The 24,542-nt window shown below is 65.2% G+C and carries 25 protein-coding genes; 20 read left to right on the top strand and 5 right to left on the bottom strand.

The window, feature by feature from the left end; all coding sequences use genetic code 11:
- Nucleotides 1–85: 85 nt before the first annotated feature.
- Together LZA78_RS05880 and LZA78_RS05875 are read left to right on the top strand one after the other, a co-directional pair.
- Complete coding sequence (locus LZA78_RS05880) at nt 86–844, top strand: gamma-glutamyl-gamma-aminobutyrate hydrolase family protein (protein ID WP_233675998.1); 759 nt, start codon at nt 86–88, stop codon at nt 842–844.
- A gap of 1 nt (nt 845) precedes the next feature.
- Nucleotides 846–1,532 (top strand): D-lyxose/D-mannose family sugar isomerase, encoded by a 687-nt coding sequence (locus LZA78_RS05875; RefSeq protein ID WP_233675997.1) that lies wholly within the window; start codon nt 846–848, stop codon nt 1,530–1,532.
- Here LZA78_RS05875 and LZA78_RS05870 read toward each other — a convergent pair.
- Genes LZA78_RS05870 through glmU form a run of 3 tightly spaced genes read right to left on the bottom strand, consistent with a single transcriptional unit; the run spans nt 1,511 to nt 5,523 of the window.
- Entirely contained in the window at nt 1,511–2,362 is an 852-nt protein-coding gene (locus LZA78_RS05870; protein WP_233675996.1) for a DNA alkylation repair protein, read from the bottom strand. The two genes, LZA78_RS05875 and LZA78_RS05870, sit on opposite strands and share 22 nt — an antisense overlap.
- Nucleotides 2,362–4,176 carry a glutamine--fructose-6-phosphate transaminase (isomerizing) gene (gene glmS / locus LZA78_RS05865; RefSeq protein WP_233675995.1) on the bottom strand — a complete coding sequence of 605 codons (1,815 nt, stop codon included), beginning with the start codon at nt 4,174–4,176 and terminating at the stop codon, nt 2,362–2,364. Before glmS ends, LZA78_RS05870 begins: the two co-directional genes overlap by 1 nt.
- Nucleotides 4,177–5,523, bottom strand: a complete 1,347-nt coding sequence (gene glmU / locus LZA78_RS05860) for a bifunctional UDP-N-acetylglucosamine diphosphorylase/glucosamine-1-phosphate N-acetyltransferase GlmU (RefSeq protein ID WP_233675994.1) — start codon at nt 5,521–5,523, stop codon at nt 4,177–4,179.
- Nucleotides 5,524–5,626: 103 nt separating this feature from the next.
- Here glmU and LZA78_RS05855 point away from each other — a divergent pair, with 103 nt between their 5' ends.
- Both LZA78_RS05855 and LZA78_RS05850 read left to right on the top strand, forming a co-directional pair.
- The gene (locus tag LZA78_RS05855) at nt 5,627–6,295 is read left to right on the top strand and encodes an HAD-IA family hydrolase (RefSeq protein WP_233675993.1); all 669 of its coding nucleotides are present in this window, start codon (nt 5,627–5,629) and stop codon (nt 6,293–6,295) included.
- Nucleotides 6,296–6,315: 20 nt separating this feature from the next.
- Entirely contained in the window at nt 6,316–7,533 is a 1,218-nt protein-coding gene (locus LZA78_RS05850; protein ID WP_233675992.1) for a TCR/Tet family MFS transporter, read from the top strand.
- Here the strand turns inward: LZA78_RS05850 and LZA78_RS05845 are convergent.
- Both LZA78_RS05845 and LZA78_RS05840 read right to left on the bottom strand, forming a co-directional pair.
- Nucleotides 7,530–8,135, bottom strand: coding sequence for a DNA-3-methyladenine glycosylase I (locus tag LZA78_RS05845; RefSeq protein ID WP_233675991.1), 606 nt, complete (start codon nt 8,133–8,135; stop codon nt 7,530–7,532). The two genes, LZA78_RS05850 and LZA78_RS05845, sit on opposite strands and share 4 nt — an antisense overlap.
- A gap of 58 nt (nt 8,136–8,193) precedes the next feature.
- Nucleotides 8,194–8,652, bottom strand: a complete 459-nt coding sequence (locus LZA78_RS05840; RefSeq protein WP_233675990.1) for a CreA family protein — start codon at nt 8,650–8,652, stop codon at nt 8,194–8,196.
- 132 nt (nt 8,653–8,784) lie between these two features.
- Here LZA78_RS05840 and LZA78_RS05835 point away from each other — a divergent pair, with 132 nt between their 5' ends.
- The 16 genes from LZA78_RS05835 (at nt 8,785) to nuoG (ending at nt 24,519) form a co-directional block, all read left to right on the top strand.
- A complete protein-coding gene (locus tag LZA78_RS05835) occupies nt 8,785–9,945 on the top strand; it encodes an acyl-CoA dehydrogenase family protein (RefSeq protein ID WP_233675989.1) in 1,161 nt (386 codons plus the stop codon).
- Entirely contained in the window at nt 9,945–10,451 is a 507-nt protein-coding gene (locus tag LZA78_RS05830; protein WP_233675988.1) for a lysozyme inhibitor LprI family protein, read from the top strand. Before LZA78_RS05835 ends, LZA78_RS05830 begins: the two co-directional genes overlap by 1 nt.
- Before the next feature lie 16 nt (nt 10,452–10,467).
- Entirely contained in the window at nt 10,468–12,072 is a 1,605-nt protein-coding gene (locus tag LZA78_RS05825; RefSeq protein WP_233675987.1) for a carboxyl transferase domain-containing protein, read from the top strand.
- 129 nt (nt 12,073–12,201) lie between these two features.
- The gene (locus LZA78_RS05820) at nt 12,202–14,127 is read left to right on the top strand and encodes an acetyl/propionyl/methylcrotonyl-CoA carboxylase subunit alpha (RefSeq protein WP_233675986.1); all 1,926 of its coding nucleotides are present in this window, start codon (nt 12,202–12,204) and stop codon (nt 14,125–14,127) included.
- Entirely contained in the window at nt 14,124–14,774 is a 651-nt protein-coding gene (locus LZA78_RS05815; protein WP_233675985.1) for a glutathione S-transferase family protein, read from the top strand. Before LZA78_RS05820 ends, LZA78_RS05815 begins: the two co-directional genes overlap by 4 nt.
- Nucleotides 14,767–15,630 (top strand): hydroxymethylglutaryl-CoA lyase, encoded by an 864-nt coding sequence (locus tag LZA78_RS05810; RefSeq protein WP_233675984.1) that lies wholly within the window; start codon nt 14,767–14,769, stop codon nt 15,628–15,630. Before LZA78_RS05815 ends, LZA78_RS05810 begins: the two co-directional genes overlap by 8 nt.
- Complete coding sequence (locus LZA78_RS05805) at nt 15,623–16,405, top strand: crotonase/enoyl-CoA hydratase family protein (RefSeq protein WP_233675983.1); 783 nt, start codon at nt 15,623–15,625, stop codon at nt 16,403–16,405. The genes LZA78_RS05810 and LZA78_RS05805 overlap by 8 nt, the downstream gene beginning before the upstream one ends.
- A 269-nt stretch (nt 16,406–16,674) precedes the next feature.
- Entirely contained in the window at nt 16,675–17,040 is a 366-nt protein-coding gene (locus LZA78_RS05800; RefSeq protein WP_218629652.1) for an NADH-quinone oxidoreductase subunit A, read from the top strand.
- Nucleotides 17,031–17,564, top strand: a complete 534-nt coding sequence (locus LZA78_RS05795; RefSeq protein WP_218629653.1) for a NuoB/complex I 20 kDa subunit family protein — start codon at nt 17,031–17,033, stop codon at nt 17,562–17,564. The genes LZA78_RS05800 and LZA78_RS05795 overlap by 10 nt, the downstream gene beginning before the upstream one ends.
- Nucleotides 17,565–17,574: 10 nt before the next feature.
- On the top strand, nt 17,575–18,174 hold the full coding sequence (locus LZA78_RS05790) for an NADH-quinone oxidoreductase subunit C (RefSeq protein WP_233675982.1): 600 nt from the start codon (nt 17,575–17,577) through the stop codon (nt 18,172–18,174).
- A 53-nt stretch (nt 18,175–18,227) separates the two neighbouring features.
- Nucleotides 18,228–19,469, top strand: coding sequence for an NADH-quinone oxidoreductase subunit D (locus tag LZA78_RS05785; protein WP_233675981.1), 1,242 nt, complete (start codon nt 18,228–18,230; stop codon nt 19,467–19,469).
- Nucleotides 19,469–20,614 (top strand): NADH-quinone oxidoreductase subunit E, encoded by a 1,146-nt coding sequence (locus LZA78_RS05780; RefSeq protein WP_233675980.1) that lies wholly within the window; start codon nt 19,469–19,471, stop codon nt 20,612–20,614. Before LZA78_RS05785 ends, LZA78_RS05780 begins: the two co-directional genes overlap by 1 nt.
- A gap of 7 nt (nt 20,615–20,621) precedes the next feature.
- Nucleotides 20,622–20,852 (top strand): DUF5337 domain-containing protein, encoded by a 231-nt coding sequence (locus LZA78_RS05775; protein ID WP_233675979.1) that lies wholly within the window; start codon nt 20,622–20,624, stop codon nt 20,850–20,852.
- 10 nt (nt 20,853–20,862) lie between these two features.
- Nucleotides 20,863–22,158, top strand: coding sequence for an NADH-quinone oxidoreductase subunit NuoF (nuoF, locus tag LZA78_RS05770; protein WP_233675978.1), 1,296 nt, complete (start codon nt 20,863–20,865; stop codon nt 22,156–22,158).
- 5 nt (nt 22,159–22,163) lie between these two features.
- A complete protein-coding gene (locus tag LZA78_RS05765) occupies nt 22,164–22,442 on the top strand; it encodes a hypothetical protein (protein WP_218629659.1) in 279 nt (92 codons plus the stop codon).
- Nucleotides 22,443–22,503: 61 nt separating this feature from the next.
- Nucleotides 22,504–24,519, top strand: a complete 2,016-nt coding sequence (gene nuoG / locus LZA78_RS05760; RefSeq protein ID WP_233675977.1) for an NADH-quinone oxidoreductase subunit NuoG — start codon at nt 22,504–22,506, stop codon at nt 24,517–24,519.
- The last annotated feature ends 23 nt before the right edge of the window (nt 24,520–24,542 follow it).

The following is a 24,542-nucleotide window of genomic DNA, read 5'->3' as shown; positions in this document are numbered from 1 at the left end:
GGCGCACCTCCGCACAGGGGTTGCGCATTCTTCGAGCTTTTCAACACGATGGCAGAGGGTTAGCTTGATCCGAAAGGAGCGTGCAATGACCAGACCCGTCGTAGGTATCATCGGTAACCGCGGATTGGTGAACGACCGCTATCCCGTCCACGAGGGCGGGCAGATGAACTCCTGCGCGGTCAGCCATGTCGCGGGCTGCATTCCCCTGCTGATCCCGGCCGATCCCGAGTTCCTGTCGATCGAGGAGTTGATGGAGGTCTGCGACGGCTTCCTTCTGACCGGCGGGCGCCCGAACGTCCACCCCGAGGAATATGGCGAGATCGAAACCGACAAGCACGGCACCTTTGACCGGGCGCGCGACGCGATCACCCTGCCGCTGGTGCGCGCCTGCGTCGAGCGGGGTCAGCCCTTCTTTGGCATCTGCCGCGGCTTCCAAGAGGTCAACGTCGCCATGGGCGGCACGCTGCACCCCGAGATCCGCGAGCTACCCGGCCGGATGAACCACCGCATGCCCCCCGAGGGCACGCTCGAAGAGGCATTCGCCCTGCGCCACAAGGTGATCTTGCAACCCGGCGGGCGGTTTGCCGCGCTTTTCGGTGCCGAAGAGGTGGTGACCAATACGCTGCACGGGCAGGGGATTGCCACACCGGGCGAGCGTATCGTGATCGAGGGCCGGGCCGAGGACGGCACGCCCGAGGCGATCTATGTCAAGGACGCGCCCGGCTTCACGCTCTCGGTGCAATGGCACCCCGAATGGAATGCCGAGGATGACCCGGTATCGCGCCCGCTCTTCCACGCCTTTGGTGATGCGGTCCGGCAATGGGCCGCGGCGAAGGCGGTCTGAGATGAAGCGCTCTCGCGTCAATGCCATCATGGCCGAGGCCGAGGAGATGATCGCGCAGTTCGGCTTTCGCCTGCCGCCCTTCGCATGGTGGAGCGTGGATGAGTTCCGCGCGGCCCTACCCGGCGCGCGACGGGTGATCTCGGCCCGCATGGGGTGGGACATCACCGATTACGGGCAGGGCGATTTCGATCGGCTGGGGCTCTTCCTGTTCACCCTGCGTAATGGCGAGCTGGTGGATCTGCGCAGCGGCGGCGGCATGGCCTATGCCGAAAAGCTGCTGATCTCGCGCCGCGACCAGATCAGCCCGATGCACCGCCATATCGTCAAGGCCGAGGACATCATCAACCGCGGCGGGGCCGGGCTGGCGGTGCAGCTTTATGGATCAGACCGCGCGGGGGCGTTCGACGAAACGGCAGGCGGGATCGTGTTTTGCGATGGCGTCCCGCGCATCTTCGCGCCGGGTGAGGTTATCGTTCTGCAACCCGGCGAAAGCATCACCCTGCGCCCCGGCGACTGGCACGCTTTCTGGGGCGAGGGCGGCGATGTGCTGATCGGCGAAGTCTCGACCGTCAATGACGATTTACGCGACAATATCTTCCGTGAGCCTATCGGGCGCTTCGCCGAGATCGAGGAGGACGAGGCCCCGCGTCACCTTCTGGTCAGTGATTACGACGCCTGGCTTGGCTGAAGGTATTTCGCGGCTTCCTTGCGCGCGAAGGGCTTGAGCGCGGACCCATGCGCCTCCAGCCATTCGCACACCGCCTGCGCGTCGTGCTTGGACAACTCGCGCAGCCACCAGGCGATGGCCTTCTGGATGAACCAGTCGCGGTCTTCGGAGAGACGCACGCACCAGCCGAGCACACGCGCCCGGATCGCGGCTTCCTCGGCGGTGGGGTGGTTTTGCTTGGTCCAGGGCAGAGTGATCACCAGCGCCGCGCGGCGGGTCCACATGTTGTCGGCGTCGAGCCAGCCCACGACCTGATCGACGCGGGTCGGGTCGGCCACAAGGCGCCGGCTGCCTGCATTGCAGGCGTGATCGGCAATGGCCCAAGCATCAAAACCCGGCACCCAGGAGGCGATCAGATCCCAGGCCGCGTCATCCGGGCGCATCCTTGCCTGCGTCAGCAACTTGGTCGCGGCGATCATCGCCTCGTGGATGTCGCTATCCCAGAGGCCCGCGGCCAGAGCGATGCGTTCGTCAAGCGAGCATTGCGCCCGCCAAAGCCGCGCCATGTCCTCGATCAGCGGAACGGCCACGCCCAGATAGCGGCGCGGGGCCTTGTGATAGGCCTCGGCCCCGGCGGCCTTGTCCGCGTCACCACAGGTTTCCAGCGCGGCGATGGCATCCGCGACCGAGGGTGGGGCGCCCAGATCGTCGTCGTCCTCGCCCTCGTGATACTGCTCATAGGCCGCGTCCGAGGCCGCGTAGGCCCGCGCCTCGGCGTCCAACTGCGCCTCTTCCTCGGTCAGCGGGCGATCCTCGGCGGCGATAGTGCGGGATTTGCGCTTGCGACCCATTACTCGACCGTCACCGATTTCGCGAGGTTGCGCGGCTGGTCCACATCGGTTCCCTTGGCCACGGCGGTGTAATAGGCCAGCAGCTGCGCGGGCACGGCATAAAGGATCGGCGCCCAGGGCTCAGCCACGGCAGGCATCTTGAGCGTGGCCCAGGTGCCCTCGGAGGCCGCCGCGAGCCCCTTGCCGTCCGAGATCAGAAGCACCTCGCCATGGCGCGCCATGACCTCTTGCATGTTCGACACGGTCTTGTCGAAGAGCCGGTCGTGCGGCGCCAGAACGATCACCGGAACCGAGCGGTCAATCAGCGCGATCGGCCCGTGCTTGAGTTCGCCGGATGCATAACCTTCGGCGTGTATGTAGCTGATTTCCTTTAGTTTGAGTGCGCCTTCCAGGGCCAGCGGGAACATCGGTCCGCGACCAAGGAAAAGAATATCCTGCGCCTCGGCCAGACGCTCGGCCAGCTTCTCGATCTGTTCGGAACAGCCAAGCGTCGTATTCATCAGCCCCGGCAGCGCGCGCAACGTGGTCAGGTGTTCGTCCAGATCCGCAGGCGCGATATGGCCCCGGTCGACCCCGGCCTTGAGCGCCATCGCCGCCAGAACCAGAAGCTGGCAGGTGAAAGCCTTAGTCGAGGCCACGCCGACCTCGACCCCCGCCAGGATCGGCAGGGCAATGTCGCATTCGCGCGCGATCGAGGATGTCGGCACGTTTACGACGGCGACGGTCTTGGCGACCTTTTCGTGACAGTAGCGCAGGGCAGCCAGCGTGTCGGCGGTCTCGCCCGACTGGCTGACGAAGATGGCAAAGCTGCGCTTGGGCAGCGGCGGCTCGCGGTAGCGGAACTCGGAGGCCACGTCGATCTCGCAGGGCAGGCCGGCGAGTTGCTCGAACCAGTATTTCGCGACCGAGCAGGCATAGAAGGCCGTGCCGCAGGCGACCAGCGTCAGCCGGTCGAGATCGGCGAAATCGAGGCCCTCGGGCAGGTTCAACTGTCCGTTCGGCAGGTAGTGGCGCAGCGCGTCGCCCAAGACCACCGGCTGTTCGGCGATTTCCTTGGCCATGAAGTGCTTGTAGCCCGCCTTCTCGACCCGGGCGGCGCCGAGGTCGATGCGCTGCTCGTCACGGTTGGCGCGGCGGCCCTCGGCGTCGAAGATCTCGGCGCCCGCGCGGGTGACAAAGGCATAGTCGCCCTCGGCGAGATAGGTGATCCGGTCGGTCATCGGCGCCAGCGCTATGGCGTCCGAGCCCACGAACATCTCGCCCTCGCCATGGCCGATGGCGAGCGGCGAGCCCTTGCGGGCGGCGATCATCAGGTCAATCTCGCCGTCGAACAGCCACAAGAGTGCGAAGGCCCCGTCGAGCTTTTTCAGTGTCGCCACGGCCGCCTCGCGCGGGGTCATGCCGCGATCCATGAACATGCGCGTCAGCAGCGCGACGGTTTCGGTGTCGGTCTGGGTCTGCGGGGCGATCCCGGCCTCGGCCAGCTCGGCGCGCAGCTCGCGGAAGTTTTCGATGATGCCGTTGTGGACCACGGCGACCTTGCCCGACATATGCGGGTGGGCGTTGACGGTCGTCGCGGCGCCATGCGTGGCCCAACGGGTGTGACCGATGCCCGACTTGCCCGCCAGCGGCTCATGCACCAGCAGATCAGACAGGTTCACCAGCTTGCCGACCGCGCGACGGCGATCCAGCCGACCGCTGTTGATCGTCGCGATCCCGGCCGAGTCATAGCCGCGATATTCCAGCCGCTTGAGGCTTTCCACAAGCAGGGGTGCGACTTCATGGTTTCCAAGAACCCCAATAATCCCGCACATTTACGAACCCTTTTTCATGTTTGCCTTCTTGGCGCGCAGCATCTCGAACAGCTTCGTGGCAAGGCCGGGGCGGTTCATTTGCTTGGCGCGGCCAAGGGCGATGGCGCCCGCCGGAACATCCTCGGTGATGACCGAACCCGAGCCGGTCAGCGCGCCGTCGCCCACCGTGACCGGCGCCACCAGCATCGTGTCCGAGCCGATGAACGCATTCGCGCCTACGGTGGTGCGATGCTTGAATACGCCGTCATAGTTGCAGGTCACCGTGCCCGCGCCGATATTGGTGCCCTCGCCGATGTCCGCGTCGCCCAGATAGGTCAGGTGACCGACCTTGACGCCCTCGGCCAGGATCGAGTTCTTCACCTCGACGAAGTTGCCGATATGTACATCCTCGGCCAGTTCGGCGCCGGGGCGCAGGCGCGCGAACGGCCCGACGGTTGCGCCGCGCGAGATATGGCAGCCCTCGAGATGGCAAAACGCCTCGATCTGCGCGCCGCTTTCGATGGTGACATCGGGGCCAAAGACCACGTTCGGGCCGACCACCACGTCGCGCCCGATATAGGTATCCAGCGCGAACCAGACGGTGTCCGGGTCCACCATGGTCACGCCGTTCTCCATCGCTTCGGCGCGCATCCGGGCCTGAAAGAGGGCCTCGGCGCGGGCCAGCTCGGCGCGGGTGTTGATGCCGAGGGTTTCCTCCTCGGGGCAGGTCACGACCTCGGCGCTAAGGCCCTTGGCGCGGGCGGCGGCGACGATGTCTGTCAGGTAGTACTCGCCCGATGCGTTGTCATTGTTGAGCCCCGCCACCAGCTCGGTCAGCAGCACGGCATCGCAGGCGATAACGCCGGAATTGCAGAGAGTTATGGCGCGCTCTTCGTCTGACGCATCCTTGAACTCGACGATCCGGTCGAGGGCGTTGCCCTGCGCAACCAGCCGCCCGTAACGGCCCGGATCGGCAGCCTCAAAGCCCAGAACAGCGACCGCGGCAGTGCTTTCGGCCAGACCTTCAAGGGTTTCAGGGCGGATGAAGGGCGTGTCGCCATACAGCACGATCACGCGACCGTCGAAACCTTCCAGCGTTGGCAGCGCCTGCGCGACGGCATGGCCGGTGCCAAGCTGCTCGGCTTGCAGGACCACGGTGGCCTCGGGGTCGATCTTGCCGACGGCCTTGGTAACCGCCTCGGCGCCATGGCCCGCGACGACGATCACCTGCTCGGGTTCCAGCGCGCGGCCCGCCGCCAAAGCATGGGCCACAAGCGGCGCCGCGCCGATGCGGTGCAGCACCTTGGGGAGGTCCGAGTTCATGCGGGTGCCTTGGCCAGCGGCCAGAACAATCAACGCGATCGTCATGGGAATGCCTTTTCTTCTGCTCGGACCCGTTTTACCCATACCATATCTGGCCGCAAGGGGCGCGCATTCACGCTATCTTTCGGGTTCGTAACAGGGGAATTCCATGCGCACGGTGGTGTTTGATCTCGACGGCACGCTGGCCGATACCTCGGCTGACCTGATCGCCGCGGCGAATGCCTGCTTCGAGGCGCGGGGGCTGGGGCGCCCTCTGGACCCGGTTGGCGATGCGCTGATCGCCTTTCATGGCGGGCGCGCGATGCTGCGCGCGGGTTATGCGCGGCTCAATGAGGCACGGGCGGAGGATCTGATCGAGGCCGATTACCGCCCGCTGCTGGACCATTACGCCGCGCATATCTGCGTCGAAACGCGGCTTTACCCCGGTGCCGCCGAGGCGGTCGAGGCGCTGCGCGGGCAGGGTTACGCCACCGCCATCTGCACCAACAAACCCGAGGGGCTGGCGCGCGAGTTGGTCGCTCAACTGGGTGTGGCCGAGTTGTTTGGCGCGCTGATCGGGGCCGACACGCTTCCGGTGCGCAAGCCCGACCCCGCGCCTTACCGCGCCGCCGTGGCGGGGGTGGGGGGCGATGCCGCGCGTTCGATCCTGATCGGCGACACGGTAACCGACCGAGAGACCGCGCGCGCCGCAGGCGTGCCCTGCGCGTTGGTGACCTTCGGCCCCGAGGGGCGCGGGATCGAGCGCCTTGCACCCGAGGCCCTGTTGGAGCATTACGGTGATCTTCCCGCGTTGGCGGGACGCTTTCTGCCCGACTGATTTTCGCCCTCAGGTTTGCAATGACCAAAGCCCCCGGCCGCCACGCGGTGAGCTTCGTCCTGCTTGTCGTCTTTCTCGACATGGTCGGGCTTGGGCTGATCCTGCCCGTTCTGCCCAAGCTGATCGAGACGGTGGGGCATATGAACCTGGCCGAGGCCTCGCGCATCGGGGGCGGCATGTTCGCGGCCTTCAGCCTTGCGCAATTTGCGTTTTCGCCGCTGGCGGGGGCGCTGTCGGACCGGTTCGGGCGGCGGCCATTGCTGCTTCTGGCGATTGCGGGGCTTGGGGCGGATTACATCTTTCACGCGCTTGCGCCCTCAGTGCTGTGGCTGTTCGTCGGGCGCATCCTCGCCGGGGCCTGCGGGTCATCCTATGTCATCGCCAACGCCTTCCTGGCCGATGTGACCGCGCCCGAGGCCCGAGCCAAGGCCTTTGGGATGCTGGGTGCAGCCTTCGGGATGGGCTTCGTGCTTGGCCCAGCCATCGGCGGGCTGTTGGGCGAGCTTGGTCCGCGCGTTCCCTTCTGGGTGGCAGCCGCCATTTCGCTGGCGAACCTCGTCTATGGCTATTTTGTCCTGCCCGAGACTCTGCCGCCTGAAAAGCGCCGTGCCTTCCGCTGGCGCGAGGCGAACCCGCTTGGGGTTCTAGCAGTGTTTGCCCGCCACAAGGGCGTGCTGCCGCTTGGCGCGGTGCTGGCGGTCTATTTCTTCGGCTCGGCGGTCTATCCTGCGATCTGGTCGTTCTGGGGGATTGCCAAATTCGGCTGGTCCGAGGCGATGGTCGGCATCTCTCTGGCCGCTTTCGGCATCGTCTGGGCGGTGTTCCAGGGCGTGCTGACCGGCCCCGCCGTGCGGCTTTGGGGTGAGTGGCGGGTGGCGATGGTTGGCCTGATCGTCGCGGTGCTGGCCTGCGCGGGCTATGGCTTTGCCAATGGCATCGTCGCGGTGGTGGCGCTATTGGTCTTCCACGGCCCCGAGGGGTTCGTGAACCCGATGCTGGCCGCGCTGATGTCGCGCGCGGTGCCCGAGGATGAGCAGGGCGCGCTGCAAGGCGGGATCTCGGCCGCGATGAACCTTGCGATGCTTCTGGGCACGCTGTTCTTCACGCAGGTCTTTGGCTATTTCCTGTCGGACGCGGCCCCGTTCCGTAGCCCCGATATGGCCTATTTCGCGGCCGCCGTGACGCTGCTGGTGGCGCTGGCCATGTTCTGGCCGCACTTCCGGCGCAACCGCGTTTAGGGGCGGGGGAAGCGGGCGCGGGCGGCCTCGGCCTCGAGGCGCAGCGCGCAGCCCTCGGCATGGTCGTTGATCAGCCCCATCGCCTGCATGAAGGCATAGACCGTCGTAGGCCCAACGAATTTCCAGCCGCGTTTCTTCAGCTCCTTCGACAGCGCGACCGAGGCCGCCGAGGTCGAGGCGCTTTGCGGGGTGGCCAGACCCTCGGGGCGCGGCTCGTAACGCCATAGGAAGGCTGCCAGAGAGCCTTCGGCCGCGACCATCTCGCAGGCGCGCGCGGCATTGTTGATCACGGCCTCGATCTTGCCGCGATGGCGCACGATGGCGGCGTCAGCCAGCAAGCGCTCGACATCCTCGGGGCCGAAGGTGGCGACTTTGCGGAAGTCGAACCCCGCGAAGGCCGCGCGGAACCCCTCGCGCTTGGCCAGGATGGTGCGCCAGCTCAGGCCCGACTGGAAACTTTCGAGGCAGAGCTTTTCGAACAGGCGGATGTCCTCGCCCACGGGAAAGCCCCATTCCCGGTCGTGGTAGTCGAAAAACTCGGGCGCCGCCGCACACCAGGCGCAGCGCGGGCGCCCGTCGGGGCCGTCGATTGTCTTGCTCATATGCGCCTCCCTTTGGCCCCATGATGCACGGGGAAGGGCAGGCGGTCAGCCCCCGATCTTAGTCGGAGCCGTAAAGCGGCACGGTCGAGATCGACATCTTGGCCGAACCCTGGGTGACCTCGGTCGCGTGGGTCAGGTAGATCAGTGTCTGGTGCGCCTCGTCGAAGATCCGGGTGACCTTGAGCGATTTGAAGATCAGCGATCGACTTTCCGAGAAGACCTTCTCGCCGCTCGGACTGCGGTCGATATCGCCGATCTTGATCGGCCCGGTCTGGCGGCAGGCGATGGAGGCGTTCGAGGGGTCTTCGAACCAGTTTCCCTGGGTGAGCCGATCAAAAAGCGAGCGGTCGAAATAGGCAATGTGGCAGGTCACGCCCTGTACCTTGGGGTCTTCAATCGCCTCGATCAGGATATCGTTGCCGACCCAATCGACGCCGACCTCGCCAACCAGCTCGGCGCCAGCGGCGGTCGCCAGAAGCGGCGCGGCTATCAGGGCTGCGGTCAGAAATTTGCGCATGAATGCCTCCTGCAATCTGCGAACAAACATGGGCATCGCCGCCGCCGGTGCAAGGCCCTGCGAACAGGGCTTGACGCGAATCGGATATCGCGGCATTAAATGAACAAGCGTTCAATAACGGGGAGGATGGTTATGTTCGCGGGTTCTATGACGTTCGATCTGGGCGAAGATGTGAATGCGCTGCGCGATATGGTGCACGCTTGGGCGCAGGAGCGGGTCAAGCCGATCGCGGCGCAGGTGGATCGCGACAACATTTTCCCACATGAGCTTTGGGCCGAAATGGGTGAGCTGGGTCTGCTTGGCATCACCGTGGCCGAGGAATACGGCGGCTCGGGCATGGGCTATCTGGCCCATGTGATCGCCACCGAAGAGATCGCGCGGGCCTCGGCCTCGATCTCGCTCAGCTACGGGGCGCATTCCAACCTGTGCGTCAACCAGCTCAAGCTGAACGGCAGCGCGGCGCAAAAGGCCAAGTATCTGCCCGATCTCGTGTCGGGGGCGAAGGTCGGCGCGCTCGCAATGTCGGAATCGGGTGCGGGTTCGGACGTCGTCGGCATGAAGCTTCGCGCCGAGAAGAAGGACGGCTACTACGTCCTGAACGGCCATAAATACTGGATCACCAACGGCCCCGACGCCGATACGCTGGTCGTCTATGCCAAGACCAACCCGGAGGCAGGCTCGAAAGGCATCACCGCTTTCATTATCGAAAAATCGTTCAAGGGCTTCTCGACCAGCCAGCATTTCGACAAGCTTGGGATGCGCGGCTCGAACACGGCGCAGCTGTTCTTCGATAATTGCGAAGTGCCCGAGGAAAACGTGCTGGGCGCCGAGGGCAAGGGCGTGCGCGTTCTGATGTCGGGTCTGGATTATGAACGCGTGGTGCTTTCGGGCATCGGCACTGGCATCATGGCGGCCTGCCTCGACGAGGTCGTGCCCTATTCGCAAGAGCGTCAGCAATTCGGCCAGCCAATCGGGAATTTCCAGCTGATGCAGGCCAAGATTGCCGACATGTATGTCGCGATGAACACGGCCCGCGCCTATACCTACGAGGTCGCCAAGGCCTGCGATCGCGGCGCCGTGACGCGTCAGGACGCAGCCGCGACGGTGCTTTACGCCTCCGAGCAGGCGATGGTGCAGGCGCATCAGGCGGTTCAGGCGCTTGGCGGTGCGGGTTTCCTGCAAGACAGCGTGGTCTCGCGTCTCTTCCGCGATGCCAAGCTGATGGAGATCGGCGCAGGCACCAGCGAGATCCGCCGGATGCTGATCGGCCGCGAACTGCTGGCAGGCGCGTGATGCGCGCGCTGGCCCTGGCGCTTTTGCTGCCTGCGCCGGTCCTGGCGCAGGGGGCTTTGCCGGTGGACTATGACCCCACCGTGATCGAGGCCTGCCTGAGCGCGAAATCGACCGAGTCTCGGGACGAGTGCATCGGCGTGGGCGCCGCGCATTGCATGCTCACCAGCGATGGCGGCAGTTCTAACGCGGGCATGGGCTTTTGCTATGGCGCCGAGCGGGCCGACTGGGATGCCCGCCTGAACACCGCCTATCAGGAGCTGATGGCGGCCGAGACGGCGGCGGACGCCGAGATGGCGGAAATCGGCAGCGCCGCGGCGCCGATGGCGCCCGCGCTGCAAGAGATGCAGCGCGCCTGGATCGCCTTCCGCGATGCGAGCTGCTTTTACGAGATGACGCAATGGGGCGGAGGCTCGGGCGCGGGGCCGGCTGGATCGGCCTGCACCATGCGCATGACCGCCCTCCAGGTGCTGGAACTGATGGCGCGACTTGACGAGAAGGCCCGGTAAGGGACGGAGATCAAACATGAAACTCGTATCATCCTTTGTCGCCGGTTCGGATGCGGCGCGGCAGAACCGCGAGGCGCATCTGGCGATGCTGTCCACCGTGCGCGAGGCGGCCGAGCGCGCCGCCGCCGGTGGCGGCCCCGAGGCTACCGCGCGCCATGTGTCACGCGGCAAGATGGCCCCGCGTGAGCGCGTGGCAGGTCTGCTCGACCCCGGCTCACCCTTCCTCGAGGTCGGCGCGACGGCCGCGCATGGCATGTATGATGGCGCGGCCCCTTGCGCGGGCGTGATCGCCGGGATCGGTCGTGTGCACGGGCAAGAGGTGATGGTCGTCGCCAACGATGCCACCGTGAAGGGGGGCACCTATTACCCGATGACGGTGAAAAAGCACCTGCGCGCCCAGGAAATCGCCGAGGAATGCGCGCTGCCTTGCATCTACCTTGTAGACTCGGGCGGTGCGAACCTGCCCAACCAGGATGAGGTTTTCCCCGATCGCGACCATTTCGGCCGTATCTTCTTCAACCAGGCCCGGATGAGCGCGAAGGGCATTCCCCAGATCGCCGTTGTAATGGGCTCTTGCACCGCGGGCGGCGCCTATGTGCCCGCGATGTCGGATGTGACGATCATCGTCAAAGAACAGGGGACGATCTTCCTCGCTGGTCCGCCGCTGGTAAAGGCCGCCACGGGCGAGGTCGTCACGGCCGAGGATCTGGGCGGTGGCGATGTGCACACGCGCCTTTCAGGCGTGGCCGATTACCTGGCCGAAGACGATGCTCATGCTCTTGCGCTCGCGCGCCGTGCCGTCAGCCATCTCAACCGCGCCAAACCCACGACGGTGCAGTGGCAGTCGCCCGAAGACCCGGCCTATGACCCCGAAGAGATCCTCGGCGTCGTTCCGGCCGACCTGCGCACGCCCTACGATATCCGCGAGGTGATCGCCCGCCTCGTCGATGGCTCGCGCTTTGATGAGTTCAAGCCGCGCTTCGGCGAGACAATCGTCACAGGCTTTGCCCATGTGATGGGATGCCCCGTCGGGATCATCGCCAATAACGGCGTGCTCTTCTCCGAGGCCGCGCAAAAGGCCGCGCATTTCATCGAGCTGTGCTCGCAGCGCTCCATCCCGCTGGTATTCTTGCAAAACATCACCGGGTTCATGGTGGGCCGTAAATACGAGAACGAAGGCATCGCGCGCCACGGCGCCAAGATGGTGACCGCCGTGGCCACGACCTCGGTGCCCAAGATTACCATGTTGGTCGGCGGCTCCTTCGGGGCTGGCAACTACGGTATGGCGGGCCGCGCCTATTCGCCCCGCTTCCTCTGGACCTGGCCCAACTCGCGCATCTCGGTGATGGGTGGCGAACAGGCCGCGGGCGTTCTGGCAACCGTGCGCCGCGACGGGATCGAGCGCAAGGGCGGCAGCTGGTCCGCCGCGGAAGAGGCCGAGTTCAAGCGCCCCACCATCGAGATGTTCGAACGCCAGAGCCATCCGCTCTACGCCTCCGCGCGCCTGTGGGACGATGGCGTCATCGACCCCCGCCACTCGCGGCAGGTGCTGGCGCTTTCGCTTTCGGCAAGTCTCTGCGCCCCGATCGAACCGACGCGCTTTGGCGTGTTCCGCATGTAAATTTCTTGCCTCCGGCGGAGGTATTTGGACCAAGAAGAAAGGGCTGTTTCTTCTTGGCGAAAATACCTCAGGGGGCTCCGCAGGAGCGGGGGCAGCGTCCCCTCCGAAATTGGACACAGGGAGGAGCCCATGTTCCGCAAGATCCTGATCGCCAACCGTGGCGAGATTGCCTGCCGCGTGATCGATACCGCGCGCCGCATGGGCGTGGCGACTGTGGCGGTCTATTCCGAGGCCGATCTCCGGGCGCGCCACGTCGCCATGGCAGATGAAGCGGTTCTGATCGGTGGACCCGCACCGAAGGACAGTTACCTGCGCGGTGACGCAATCATTGCCGCCGCGCTGTCTACTGGCGCCGAAGCCATTCACCCCGGCTATGGCTTTCTGTCCGAGAACCCTGAATTTGTGGATGCTGTCGAAGCCGCCGGTCTGGTCTTCATCGGGCCGTCGGGCAAGGCGATCCGCGCGATGGGTCTCAAGGATGCGGCGAAGGCGCTGATGTCCGAGGCTGGTGTTCCCGTCGTGCCCGGCTATCACGGCGAAAACCAGGACCCCGAGCATCTGGCTGGCGCCGCCGAGGCGGTGGGCTATCCCGTGCTTATCAAGGCCGTTGCCGGTGGCGGCGGCAAGGGGATGCGCAAGGTGGACGGCGCGCAGGATTTCGCGGCGGCCCTTGCCTCGGCGCAGGGCGAGGCGCGGACCGCCTTTGGCAACCCCGCCGTTCTGATCGAGAAATACGTCGAGAAGCCCCGCCATATCGAGGTGCAGGTCTTCGGTGATGGCACCCGCGCGGTCCATCTGTTCGAACGCGACTGCTCGCTCCAGCGGCGGCATCAGAAGGTGATCGAAGAGGCTCCGGCCCCCGGCATGACCGAAGAGATGCGGCAGGCGATGGGGCAGGCCGCTGTCCGCGCCGCCGAGGCGATCAACTACAAGGGCGCGGGCACGATTGAATTCATCGTGGATGCCTCGGAGGGCCTGCGCCCCGATCGCTTCTGGTTCATGGAGATGAACACGCGCCTTCAGGTCGAGCATCCCGTGACCGAGGCGATCACCGGCGTCGATCTGGTCGAGTGGCAACTGCGCGTGGCAGCGGGTGAAGACTTGCCCGCGCGACAGGAAGATCTGACGATCCGGGGGCATTCCTTCGAGGCGCGGCTTTATGCCGAGGACGTGCCGGCGGGGTTTCTCCCTGCCACGGGGACCCTGGCGCATCTGCGTTTCGCCTCTGGCGCGCGGATAGAAACCGGGGTGCGACCTGGTGACACGATCAGCCCTTGGTATGACCCGATGATCGCCAAGGTCGTGGTGCATGGCCCGACGCGTGCGGTGGCGCTTGCAAGTCTTGCCCGTGCGCTTGAGCAGACCGAGGTTGCGGGGACGACGACGAACCTGGCCTTCCTCGGCGCGTTGGCGCGGCATCGTGGCTTCGCTGCGGGCGATGTCGATACTGGCCTGATCGGGCGTGATCTCGACGCGCTGGTGCATGAGGCCGAGGCGCCGCTGGCGGCGCGGGCGCTGGCGGTGCTGGCGGTGGCGGGGCTCGAATCGGGGCAGGGGACGGGATTCGCGCTTTGGGGCGCGTTGCGGCGCGCGATCGCCTTCGATCCCCCGGCCTATCTGCGGGTCGAAGGACCGGGCCGTGTGGCGGTCGAGATCGACGGGGCCGAGCATATCTGCGAGATGCGCGCCGATGGCTGGTGGGTCGATGGGGCAAAGACCGGCGCGCGCTTCCATCTGGGCGGCGATGAGATCACCGTTTTCCTGCATGGCGCGCATCGCTTTGTGCGCCCCGATCCGCTGGCGCGTGCCTCGCAGGGGCCGGCCTCGGATCTGACGCTGGCGCCGATGCCGGGGCTGGTGAAGGCTGTCTTCGTGCAGCCCGGACAGCAAGTGGCGGAAGGCGACAGGCTTGCTATTCTTGAGGCGATGAAGATGGAGCACACCATGCTGGCCGCGCGGGCGGGCACCGTGGCCGAGGTGCTCGTCACCGAAGGTTCGCAGGTCGAGGCTGGGGCGGCACTGATCCGCCTGGCCGAGGAAGAGGAGGCGGCATGATCCGGCTGCACCATGTCCCCGGCTCGCGCTCGTTCCGCGTGCTCTGGCTGCTTGAGGAACTTGGCGAGGCGGCCGAGTTGCGGCTATGGTCGCTGACCGACGGAAGTCTGCGTAGCCCCGAGTTTCGCGCCCTCAGCCCGGCGGGGCGCATCCCGGCGCTGGAGGTTGACGGGCAGGTGATCTTCGAGTCGGGCGCCATCGTGCAATACCTGACCGAGACGCGCGGGCGCCTTGCCCCCAAGCCCGGAGAGGCCGAACGCGCGCAGTTCCTCGAATGGGTCAGTTTCTCGGAAACGCAGGCCAATATACTGCAAAACCTCAATATTCATCATATCTTCCTGCGGCCCGAAAGCGCCCGTTCGGCGGCGCTGACCAAGCTCGATACGAAGCGGCTTGAGGTCACGATGCGCGCGCTCGAAGGCCATTTGCTGGGACGCGACTGGCTGCTGAGCGACTTTTCAGCCGCCGACTGCATGATGGGCTTCAACGTCGAGGCGATGTTCCGCTTCGTGCGGCCCGATGCTTACCCGGCGCTTGCCGCCTATTGCGCGCGGGTCATGGCGCGTCCAGCCTATCAGCGCGCGGCCGCGAAGGGCGGTTCCAGCGCAATCTACACCCAGGACTTATACGAGTTGCCCGATGCCTGAGACCGTCGAAATCTTTGAAATGGCGCCCCGAGACGGGTTGCAGAACGAAAAACGCATGATCCCGACGGCGCAGAAGATCGCGCTGGTGGACTGGCTGAGCAAGGCGGGGTTCCGGCGGATCGAGGTGGCCTCGTTCGTCAGTCCGAAATGGGTGCCGCAGATGGCCGACAGCGCCGATGTGCTGGCCGGGATCACCCGCGCGCCGGGCGTGCGTTATGCCGCGCTGACGCCGAACCTGAAGGGCTACGAGGCCGCTCGTGCCGCCAGCGCCGATGAGGTGGCGATCTTCGCCTCGGCCTCTGAGGGGTTTTCGCGCGCCAATCTAAATTGTTCGATAAGTGAAAGTCTTGAACGGTTCGCGCCGGTGATCGAGGCCGCAAAGGTCGATAATATGCCTGTTCGCGGTTATGTCTCGGTCGTGACCGACTGCCCCTATGACGGGGCGATCGCGCCGGGCCAAGTCGCGCGCGTCGTCGCCGCGCTGCGCGATCTGGGCTGCTATGAGGTCAGTTTGGGCGACACGATCGGGCAGGGGCGCCCTGAGACGATCAGCGCCATGCTTGAGGCGGTTCTAAACGAATTGCCGCCGGAACGCCTTGCAGGTCATTACCACGATACAGCAGGCCGCGCGCTTGAGAATATCGAGGCGAGCCTGGCGCTTGGTCTGCGGGTTTTTGACGCTGCGGTGGGTGGCCTTGGCGGCTGCCCCTATGCGCCAGGCGCAGCGGGCAATGTAGCGACCGAGAAGGTGGCCGCCCGGCTGGCCGAGTTGGGCTATGACACCGGGCTGGATATGGCTGTGCTGCAAGAGGCCGCCACGCTGGCGCGGTCGATGAAGGGAGGCCAGGATGGTTGAGACGATCCGGATCGAGACCGATGCGCGCGGCGTAGCCCATCTGTGGCTTTCCCGCGCCGACAAGCACAACGCGCTGAGTGCGCAGATGATGGATGAGATCACTGCCGCGATCACCGATCTGGGCAATGACCCGTCGGTGCGCGTGGTTGTGCTGGCGGCTGAGGGTGCAAGCTTCTGCGCCGGGGGCGATCTGAACTGGATGCAGGCGCAGATAGCCGCTACAGCCGAGGAGCGCGCTGCCGGAGCGCGCAAGCTGGCGGGGATGCTCTCGGCGCTTGATCGCTGCCCGAAGCCCTTGATCGGGCGGGTGCATGGCAATGCTTTTGGCGGCGGGATCGGGATGATGTCGGTTTGCGACGTCGCCGTGGGGGTCGAGGGGGCGCGTTTCGGCCTGACCGAGACGCGGCTCGGGCTGACGCCTGCCACTATCTCACCCTATGTCGTGGCGCGCATGGGCGCGGACAAGGCGCGCAGGGTCTTCATGTCGGCACGGCTCTTCGATGCCACCGAGGCGCACGAGCTGAACCTGCTGGCCAAGGTCGTGGCGGCGGACGCCCTTGATGCGGCGATCGAGGCCGAAGTCGTGCCTTACCTGAGCTGCGCGCCGGGCGCCGTGGCCGACGCCAAGGCGCTGATCCGGATGCTTGGCCCCGACACCGGCCCCGAGGTGCAGGACGCCACCATCGCCGCGCTCGTCGCGCGATGGGAAAGCCCCGAGGCGATAGAGGGAATCACTGCGTTCTTCAGCAAGCGCAAGCCGGGCTGGATCGCCTGAGGCGGTAAAGTAATTTCCCCGGTCAGGCGGATTTTGTTGACTTTGATCAAGGACGTCGCGGCGTCGATTTGGGCGATGCCTCGCCGTTAGCGCGAAACATGACACTGGGCGGGGCCTTGTCCCCGCCCATTTGTGTGCATCGGTATACAAATTGAACTTTTCGCTCCGCATTTGGGCACCTCTCGGTTGACCCGGAGCGGGCGCAGGGCTAAAGGTCGGCCTAGCCGGAACCTGCGCGACATTGCGTCGCGTCACGAGGGAGCCAACCAGTGCACGATATGCTGCGTGAATATCTTCCCATTCTCATTTTTCTCGCGATGGCCACCGGACTCGGTCTGGTGCTGATCCTCGCTGCTGCCGTGCTTGCGGTGCGCAACCCCGACCCGGAAAAAGTGTCGGCCTATGAGTGTGGCTTCAACGCCTTCGACGATGCGCGGATGAAATTTGACGTCCGTTTCTACCTCGTCTCGATCCTGTTCATCATCTTCGACCTCGAAGTGGCGTTCCTGTTCCCCTGGGCGGTCGCCTTCGGTGGTCTGAGCATGGTCGCCTTCTGGTCGATGATGGTGTTCCTGGCGGTGCTGACCGTGGGCTTTGCCTATGAATGGAAGAAAGGGGCGCTGGAATGGGCGTGATGACCGGAGCGAATACCGCTGCCGCCGATATGGAAGGCGCGGCACAGGCGCTCAACCGCGACCTGCAGGACAAGGGCTTCATCCTTACGACCGCCGAGGACCTGATCAACTGGGCGCGCATCGGCTCGCTGCACTGGATGACCTTCGGTCTGGCCTGCTGCGCTGTCGAGATGATGCACACCGCGATGCCGCGCTACGACGTGGAGCGCTACGGCTTCGCCCCGCGCGCAAGCCCTCGTCAATCGGACGTTATGATCGTCGCGGGCACGCTGACCAACAAAATGGCCCCCGCTCTGCGCAAGGTCTACGACCAGATGCCCGAGCCGCGCTACGTGATCTCGATGGGCTCCTGCGCGAACGGTGGTGGTTATTACCACTACAGCTATTCGGTGGTGCGTGGCTGTGACCGGATCGTTCCGGTCGATATCTACGTTCCGGGCTGCCCGCCTTCGGCCGAGGCGCTGATGTATGGCATCCTCCAGTTGCAGCGGAAGATCCGCCGCACCGGGACGCTGGTGCGCTGAGGAGGGGACGATGAGCGAAGCACTGCAAGAACTGGCCGCCCATATCGAACTCAAGCGCGCGGATGACGTGGTCTCGACCGAGATCGCCTTTGGCGAGCTGACCGTGACGGTCACCGCCGGCAATATCGTCTCGTTCCTCGAGTTTCTGCGCGACGATCCGAACTGCCGTTTCACCACGCTGGTGGATATCACCGCCGTTGACTGGCCCTCGCGTCCGGCACGTTTCGACGTGGTCTGGCACTTCCTGTCGATGTGGCGCAACCAGCGCATCCGCGTGAAGGCTGCCCTGCGCGAAGACGAGATGTGCCCCTCGATCACCGACGCTTTCCCGGTTGCCAACTGGTTCGAGCGCGAGATCTTCGACATGTTCGGTATCCTGTTCTCGGGCCACCCGGACCTGCGCCGCATCCTGACCGACTACGGCTTCCGCGGGCACCCGCTGCGCAAGGACTTCCCGACCACGGGTTATGTTGAGCTGCGCTATGACGAGGTGCAAAAGCGCGTGGTCTATGAGCCGGTCAAGCTGACCCAGGAATACCGTCAGTTTGACTTCCTCAGCCCCTGGGAGGGCGCCCACTACATTCTGCCCGGCGACGAAAAGCAGGGCTGAGCCTCGCCGGGGGCTCACGGGCCCCAGGCCATCGGCAAGCAAAGGTAAAGACTATGGACGGCGACATCCGGCAAAATACCTACGATGACGGCTCGACGGATTTCCTGACGGGCGAACAGCGCATCCGCAACTTCAACATCAACTTCGGGCCCCAGCACCCGGCGGCGCACGGCGTGCTGCGGATGGTGCTTGAGCTTGACGGCGAGATCGTCGAGCGCGCGGACCCGCATATCGGGCTGCTGCACCGCGGCACCGAGAAGCTGATGGAAAGCCGCACCTACCTGCAGAACCTTCCGTATTTCGACCGTCTCGACTACGTGGCGCCGATGAACCAGGAACATGCCTGGTGTCTGGCGATCGAGAAGCTGACGGGCACCGAGGTTCCCAGACGCGCGCAGCTGATCCGCGTGCTCTACTCGGAAATCGGCCGAATTCTGAACCACCTGCTGAACGTCACCACTCAGGCGATGGACGTGGGCGCGCTGACCCCGCCGCTTTGGGGCTTTGAAGAGCGCGAGAAGCTGATGGTGTTCTATGAGCGTGCCTGCGGTGCGCGTCTGCACGCCAACTACTTCCGTCCTGGCGGTGTCCACCAGGATCTGCCGTCAGAACTGATCGACGACATCGAGATCTGGGCCAACGAATTCCCGCGCGTACTCGACGATATCGAGGGCCTGCTGACCGAGAACCGGATCTTCAAGCAGCGCAACGCCGACATCTGCATCATCACCGAGGAAGAGATCCAGAAATGGGGCTACTCGGGCGTCATGGTGCGCGGTTCGGGCCTTGCCTGGGACCTGCGTCGCGCGCAGCCCTACGAGTGCTACGACGAGTTCGACTTCAAGGTCTGTATCGGCAAAAACGGTGACTGCTACGACCGCTACCTCGTGCGCATGGCCGAGATGCGTGAATCGACCAAGATCATCCATCAGGCGATCGCCAAGCTGCGCGCGCCCGAAGGGCAGGGCGACGTTCTGGCGCGTGGCAAGATGACCCCGCCCAAGCGTGGCGAGATGAAGCGTTCGATGGAAGCGCTGATCCACCACTTCAAGCTCTATACCGAGGGCTTCAAGGTTCCCGCCGGCGAGGTTTACGCCGCCGTCGAGGCCCCCAAGGGCGAATTCGGCGTTTACCTCGTGTCGGACGGCACCAACAAACCTTACCGCGCGAAGATCCGCGCCCCGGGCTACCCGCATCTGCATTCGATGGATGCGGTCTGCAAGGGACACCAACTGGCCGACGTTTCGGCCATCATCGGCACGATGGACATCGTGTTCGGGGAGATTGACCGCTAATGCTGCGCCGCCTTCATCACGCACAACCCGAAAGCTTCGAGTTCACCCCGGCGAACCTCGCCTGGGCTCAGGCCCAGATGACCAAGTTCCCGGTCGGCCGTCAGGCCTCGGCGATCATTCCGCTGCTGTTCCGCGCGCAGGAGCAGGAAGGCTGGCTGTCGCGTCCGGCGATCGAATACGTCGCCGACATGCTCGGGATGCCCTATATCCGCGCGCTGGAAGTGGCGACCTTCTACTTCATGTTCCAACTGGCTCCGGTCGGCTCGGTGGCCCATATCCAGGTCTGCGGCACGACCTCGTGCATGATCTGCGGCGCCGAGGACCTGATCAAGGTCTGCAAGGAAAAGATCGCGCCGCACGCGCACGAGCTGTCGGCTGACGGCAAGTTCTCGTGGGAAGAGGTCGAGTGCCTTGGCGCCTGCGCCAACGCGCCGATGGCACAGATCGGCAAGGACTATTACGAGGATCTCTCGGAGGCGAGCCTCGCGAAGCTGATCGACGACATGGCCGCTGGCGGCCAGCCGCGTCCGGGCTCGCAAACCGGCCGCTTCTCGTCGGAACCGGCGACCGGTCTGACCTCGCTCTCCGCTTCGGCGGGCGAGATGGAGAAATATAACGGCTCGGTCGATCCCGCGGTCACCGTGGGCGACGTGGTCAAGAAGATCGACGGCACCGAGGTTGCGCTGCGCGCGCCGTGGCAGATGTCGGGTCAGTATCCGTCCATCGGCATCATGGGCGCGGGCCAGCGCCCGATGTCGGCTGTCCAGCAGGCCGCCGCCAAGGCCGCTTCGGCCCCCAAGGCCGCCAGCAACACAGCCGAGGCGCCGAAGGCAGCCGAGCCGGTTGCCGCTGAGGCCGAGGGCGAGAAGCCCGAGGGTCTGGCCGCGCCGCGCGATGGCAAGGCCGACGATCTGAAGAAGATCGAAGGCATCGGCCCGGTTCTAGAAGAGCGTCTGAACGAGTGGGGCATCTTCCACTACGACCAGATCGCCGCCTGGGGCGCCGACGAAGTCGCCTATGCCGACAACAACGTGCCGCGCTTCAAGGGCCGTTGCTCGCGCGACAAGTGGGTGGCGCAGGCCAAGATCATCGTGACCGAGGGGCTTGAGGCCTTCCTCGAGCGCGCAAAGACCAACGATTACTGAGGCGGGAATGACGCAGGCAACCAACAGGGCGCTCGACACGACCGAGGGACGGCTCGCCGCCCTCGTGATCGTTGTTGCGACGGTCCTGTGGCTGGCTGTTCAGTGGTTTGGCAAGGCGGCAGGGCTGCCGCCGCGCTTCGCCTTCCTTGCCGATTTCGCGGCGATTGCCGCCTATCTATTCGCGCTGGCACAGGTCTGGCGTATCTGGCGCCGGCGCTCCGGCAGCCCGCGTAACTGAGGGACAGAACATGCTGAAAGATCAGGACCGGATCTTTACCAACCTCTACGGGATGCACGACCGATCCCTCAAGGGCGCGATGATGCGCGGCCACTGGGATGGCACGGCGAACATTCTGGCCAATGGCCGTGACTGGATCATCGACCAGATGAAGGCCTCGGGTCTGCGCGGCCGTGGTGGCGCGGGCTTCCCGACCGGCCTGAAATGGTCGTTCATGCCCAAGCAATCGGATGGCCGCCCGGCCTATCTGGTGATCAACGCCGACGAATCCGAACCCGCGACCTGTAAAGACCGCGAGATCATGCGCCACGATCCGCACACGCTGATCGAAGGTGCGCTGATCGCCGGTTTCGCCATGGGCGCGCGCGCGGCCTACATCTACATCCGCGGCGAATATGTGCGCGAGAAGGAGGCCCTGCAGGCCGCCATCGACGAATGCTACGAGGCGGGTCTGATCGGTCTGAACGCCTGCAAGTCGGGCTATGATTTCGACGTCTACCTGTCGCACGGCGCCGGCGCCTATATCTGCGGCGAGGAAACCGCCCTGATCGAGAGCCTTGAGGGCAAGAAGGGGATGCCGCGGATGAAGCCGCCGTTCCCGGCTGGCTCGGGCCTCTACGGTTGCCCGACCACGGTGAACAACGTGGAATCGATCGCCGTTGTCCCGACCATCCTGCGTCGCGGCGCCGAATGGTTTGCGGGCTTCGGCCGTCCGAACAACGCGGGCGTCAAGTTGTTCGCCATGTCGGGCCATGTGAACACACCCTGCGTCATCGAGGAATCGATGTCGATCTCGATGAAGGAACTGATCGAGAAGCACGGCGGCGGCGTTCGCGGCGGTTGGAAGAACCTCAAGGCGGTCATTCCGGGCGGCGCCTCGTGCCCCGTCATTCCGGCGCATCTGTGTGAAGACGCGATCATGGACTACGACGGGATGCGCTCGCTCCAGTCGTCCTTTGGCACCGCCTGCATGATCGTGATGGATCAGAACACCGACATCATCAAGGCGATCTGGCGCCTGTCGAAGTTCTTCAAGCACGAAAGCTGCGGCCAGTGCACGCCCTGCCGCGAAGGCACCGGCTGGATGATGCGCGTGATGGACCGTCTTGTGCGCGGCGAGGCCGAGGTCGAGGAAATCGACATGCTTCTGTCGGTGACCAAACAGGTCGAGGGCCACACGATCTGCGCGCTTGGCGATGCGGCGGCCTGGCCGATCCAGGGCCTTATCCGCCATTACCGCGAAGAGATCGAGGATCGCATCAAGGCCAAGAAGACCGGCCGTATGGGCGCGATGGCGGCGGAGTGAAACGGATGCGGCGTGCGCTCTCCATGACCCTTGGCACGCTGGCGCTCGCCGCCTGTGCCTCGGGGACTGAATCGGTGGGGTTCGGGCCTGCGCCCACGACCTACCGGTTCACGGAGATCGAAGGCACGCTGGTGGTGACGCGAGTTCCGAACGCTTTCGGCTATGCCGATGGCGCCGAGGCGAAGCGGGCCGCGAATGATTACTGCCGGGGCGCGGGCGTCGCCTCGGGGCCGGATGACAATTTCCAGGGTGGCGCCTGGGTTTTCCTGAGAGGTTGTGCATGAACCTCCAACTGCAACACCGCGTGGGCCTGTCCCGCGCCCGAGCCAACTGACGGATCAGAGCATGTCGAACCTTCGCAACATCATCATCGACGGCCATGAGGTCGAGGTTGATCCGAACCTGACGATCATCCAGGCCTGTGAACAGGCCGGGATCGAGGTGCCGCGCTTCTGCTATCACGAGCGCCTCTCGATCGCCGGCAACTGCCGGATGTGTCTGGTCGAAGTGGTTGGCGGCCCGCCCAAGCCCGCGGCCTCCTGCGCGATGCAGATCAAGGATCTGCGTCCCGGCCCGAACGGCGAGCCCTCGGTGATCAAGACCAACTCGCCCATGGTCAAGAAGGCCCGTGAGGGGGTGATGGAGTTCCTGCTCATCAACCACCCGCTTGATTGCCCGATCTGCGACCAGGGCGGCGAATGCGACCTTCAGGATCAGGCCGTGGCCTATGGCGTCGATTTCTCGCGCTACCGCGAGACCAAGCGCGCGTCGGAAGATCTGAACCTCGGGCCGCTGGTTTCGACCTGCATGACCCGCTGCATCAGCTGCACCCGTTGCGTGCGTTTCACCTCGGAAGTGGCGGGCATCACCCAGATGGGTCAGACCGGCCGCGGCGAGGACAGCGAGATCACCTCGTATCTGAACATGACGCTCGACAGCAACCTTCAGGGCAACATCATCGACCTGTGCCCGGTCGGCGCGCTGACCTCGAAGCCCTACGCCTTCACCGCCCGTCCGTGGGAACTGACCAAGACCGAGTCGATTGACGTGATGGACGCGCTTGGCTCGAACATTCGCGTCGACACCAAGGGCCGCGAAGTGAAGCGCATCGTTCCGCGCAACCATGACGGCGTGAACGAAGAGTGGATCTCGGACAAGAGCCGCTTCATCTGGGACGGCCTGCGCCGCCAGCGTCTCGACACGCCCTATGTGCGTGAGTTCGGCAAGCTGCGCAAAGCGACCTGGGCCGAGGCCCTGCACAAGGCCGCCGAGGCGATGAAGGGCAAGAAGGTTCTGGGGCTGGTCGGCGATCTGGCCTCGACCGAGGCCGCCTTCGCGCTCAAGCAACTGGTCGAAGGTCTGGGTGGTAAGGTGGAATGCCGCACCGATGGCGCGCGTCTTCCGGCGGGCAACCGTTCGGGCTATGTCGGCAATGCCGCGATTGCGGATATCGACACGGCCAAGCAGATCGTGCTGATTGGCACCAACCCGCGCGTCGAGGCCCCGGTGCTGAACGCACGCATCCGCAAGGCCTGGCTGAACGGCGCCCGCGTGTCGCTGATCGGTCTGGATGCGGATCTGACCTACGATTACGACAAGCTCGGCGAAGACCGCGCGGCGCTGGCGGCTCTGGTGGCCGATGCCGCTCCGGTCGAGGGCGCGCTGGTCATCGTGGGGCAGGGCGCTGTGAACGAGGCCGATGGCGAAGCCGTTATCGCACATGCTCAGGCGCTGGCCGGGAAAATGGGCGGCAAGATGCTGGTGCTGCACACCGCCGCGGGCCGTGTGGGCGCGATGGATGTGGGCGCCGTGACCGAGGGCGGTCTGCTTGCTGCGGTCGAGGGCGTTCAGGTCGTCTACAACATGGGCTCGGACGAGGTCGAAGTGGCCCCGGGTCCGTTCGTGATCTACCAGGGCAGCCATGGTGACCGCGGTGCCTCGCGCGCCGACGTGATCCTGCCGGCCGCCGCCTATACTGAGGAAAACGGTCTCTTCGTGAATACCGAAGGCCGTCCGCAGCTTGCGTTCCGTGCGGGCTTTGCCCCCGGTGAGGCCAAGGAAAACTGGGCGATCCTGCGCGCACTGTCGGCCGAGCTTGGCGCGACCCAGCCGTGGGACAGCCTTGCGAGCCTGCGCCGCGAGATGATCAAGGCCGTGCCGCATCTGGCCCAGGTCGATCAGGTGGTCGCGAACGAGTGGACGCCGGTTGCCCTGCGCGACATGGGCCGCGCGAGCTTCCGTCACGCGATCCGCGATTTCTACCTGACCAACCCGATTGCGCGCGCCTCGGTGCTGATGGCCGAGCTTTCGGCTGCGGCCAAGGCACGGGTCGCGGGCAAGGCGCCGGTCGCGGCGGAATAAGTGAATAACTACCCTTGCCCACT

The organism is Rhodobacter flavimaris, assembly GCF_021378075.1.
Taxonomy (GTDB): Bacteria; Pseudomonadota; Alphaproteobacteria; order Rhodobacterales; family Rhodobacteraceae; genus Rhodobacter; species Rhodobacter flavimaris.
Note: the sequence above shows the minus strand (reverse complement) of the source record. Positions and strands in the feature narration are given on the sequence as shown.

Bases quoted from the DNA above. Each gene is read 5' to 3' on its own strand.
- LZA78_RS05880 (WP_233675998.1), top strand. From the start codon at position 86: ATGACCAGACCCGTCGTAGGTATCATCGGTAACCGCGGATTGGTGAAC.
- LZA78_RS05875 (WP_233675997.1), top strand. From the start codon at position 846: ATGAAGCGCTCTCGCGTCAATGCCATCATGGCCGAGGCCGAGGAGATG.
- LZA78_RS05870 (WP_233675996.1), bottom strand. From the start codon at position 2,362: ATGGGTCGCAAGCGCAAATCCCGCACTATCGCCGCCGAGGATCGCCCG.
- glmS (WP_233675995.1), bottom strand. From the start codon at position 4,176: ATGTGCGGGATTATTGGGGTTCTTGGAAACCATGAAGTCGCACCCCTG.
- glmU (WP_233675994.1), bottom strand. From the start codon at position 5,523: ATGACGATCGCGTTGATTGTTCTGGCCGCTGGCCAAGGCACCCGCATG.
- LZA78_RS05855 (WP_233675993.1), top strand. From the start codon at position 5,627: ATGCGCACGGTGGTGTTTGATCTCGACGGCACGCTGGCCGATACCTCG.
- LZA78_RS05850 (WP_233675992.1), top strand. From the start codon at position 6,316: ATGACCAAAGCCCCCGGCCGCCACGCGGTGAGCTTCGTCCTGCTTGTC.
- LZA78_RS05845 (WP_233675991.1), bottom strand. From the start codon at position 8,135: ATGAGCAAGACAATCGACGGCCCCGACGGGCGCCCGCGCTGCGCCTGG.
- LZA78_RS05840 (WP_233675990.1), bottom strand. From the start codon at position 8,652: ATGCGCAAATTTCTGACCGCAGCCCTGATAGCCGCGCCGCTTCTGGCG.
- LZA78_RS05835 (WP_233675989.1), top strand. From the start codon at position 8,785: ATGTTCGCGGGTTCTATGACGTTCGATCTGGGCGAAGATGTGAATGCG.
- LZA78_RS05830 (WP_233675988.1), top strand. From the start codon at position 9,945: ATGCGCGCGCTGGCCCTGGCGCTTTTGCTGCCTGCGCCGGTCCTGGCG.
- LZA78_RS05825 (WP_233675987.1), top strand. From the start codon at position 10,468: ATGAAACTCGTATCATCCTTTGTCGCCGGTTCGGATGCGGCGCGGCAG.
- LZA78_RS05820 (WP_233675986.1), top strand. From the start codon at position 12,202: ATGTTCCGCAAGATCCTGATCGCCAACCGTGGCGAGATTGCCTGCCGC.
- LZA78_RS05815 (WP_233675985.1), top strand. From the start codon at position 14,124: ATGATCCGGCTGCACCATGTCCCCGGCTCGCGCTCGTTCCGCGTGCTC.
- LZA78_RS05810 (WP_233675984.1), top strand. From the start codon at position 14,767: ATGCCTGAGACCGTCGAAATCTTTGAAATGGCGCCCCGAGACGGGTTG.
- LZA78_RS05805 (WP_233675983.1), top strand. From the start codon at position 15,623: ATGGTTGAGACGATCCGGATCGAGACCGATGCGCGCGGCGTAGCCCAT.
- LZA78_RS05795 (WP_218629653.1), top strand. From the start codon at position 17,031: ATGGGCGTGATGACCGGAGCGAATACCGCTGCCGCCGATATGGAAGGC.
- LZA78_RS05790 (WP_233675982.1), top strand. From the start codon at position 17,575: ATGAGCGAAGCACTGCAAGAACTGGCCGCCCATATCGAACTCAAGCGC.
- LZA78_RS05785 (WP_233675981.1), top strand. From the start codon at position 18,228: ATGGACGGCGACATCCGGCAAAATACCTACGATGACGGCTCGACGGAT.
- LZA78_RS05780 (WP_233675980.1), top strand. From the start codon at position 19,469: ATGCTGCGCCGCCTTCATCACGCACAACCCGAAAGCTTCGAGTTCACC.
- LZA78_RS05775 (WP_233675979.1), top strand. From the start codon at position 20,622: ATGACGCAGGCAACCAACAGGGCGCTCGACACGACCGAGGGACGGCTC.
- nuoF (WP_233675978.1), top strand. From the start codon at position 20,863: ATGCTGAAAGATCAGGACCGGATCTTTACCAACCTCTACGGGATGCAC.
- LZA78_RS05765 (WP_218629659.1), top strand. From the start codon at position 22,164: ATGCGGCGTGCGCTCTCCATGACCCTTGGCACGCTGGCGCTCGCCGCC.
- nuoG (WP_233675977.1), top strand. From the start codon at position 22,504: ATGTCGAACCTTCGCAACATCATCATCGACGGCCATGAGGTCGAGGTT.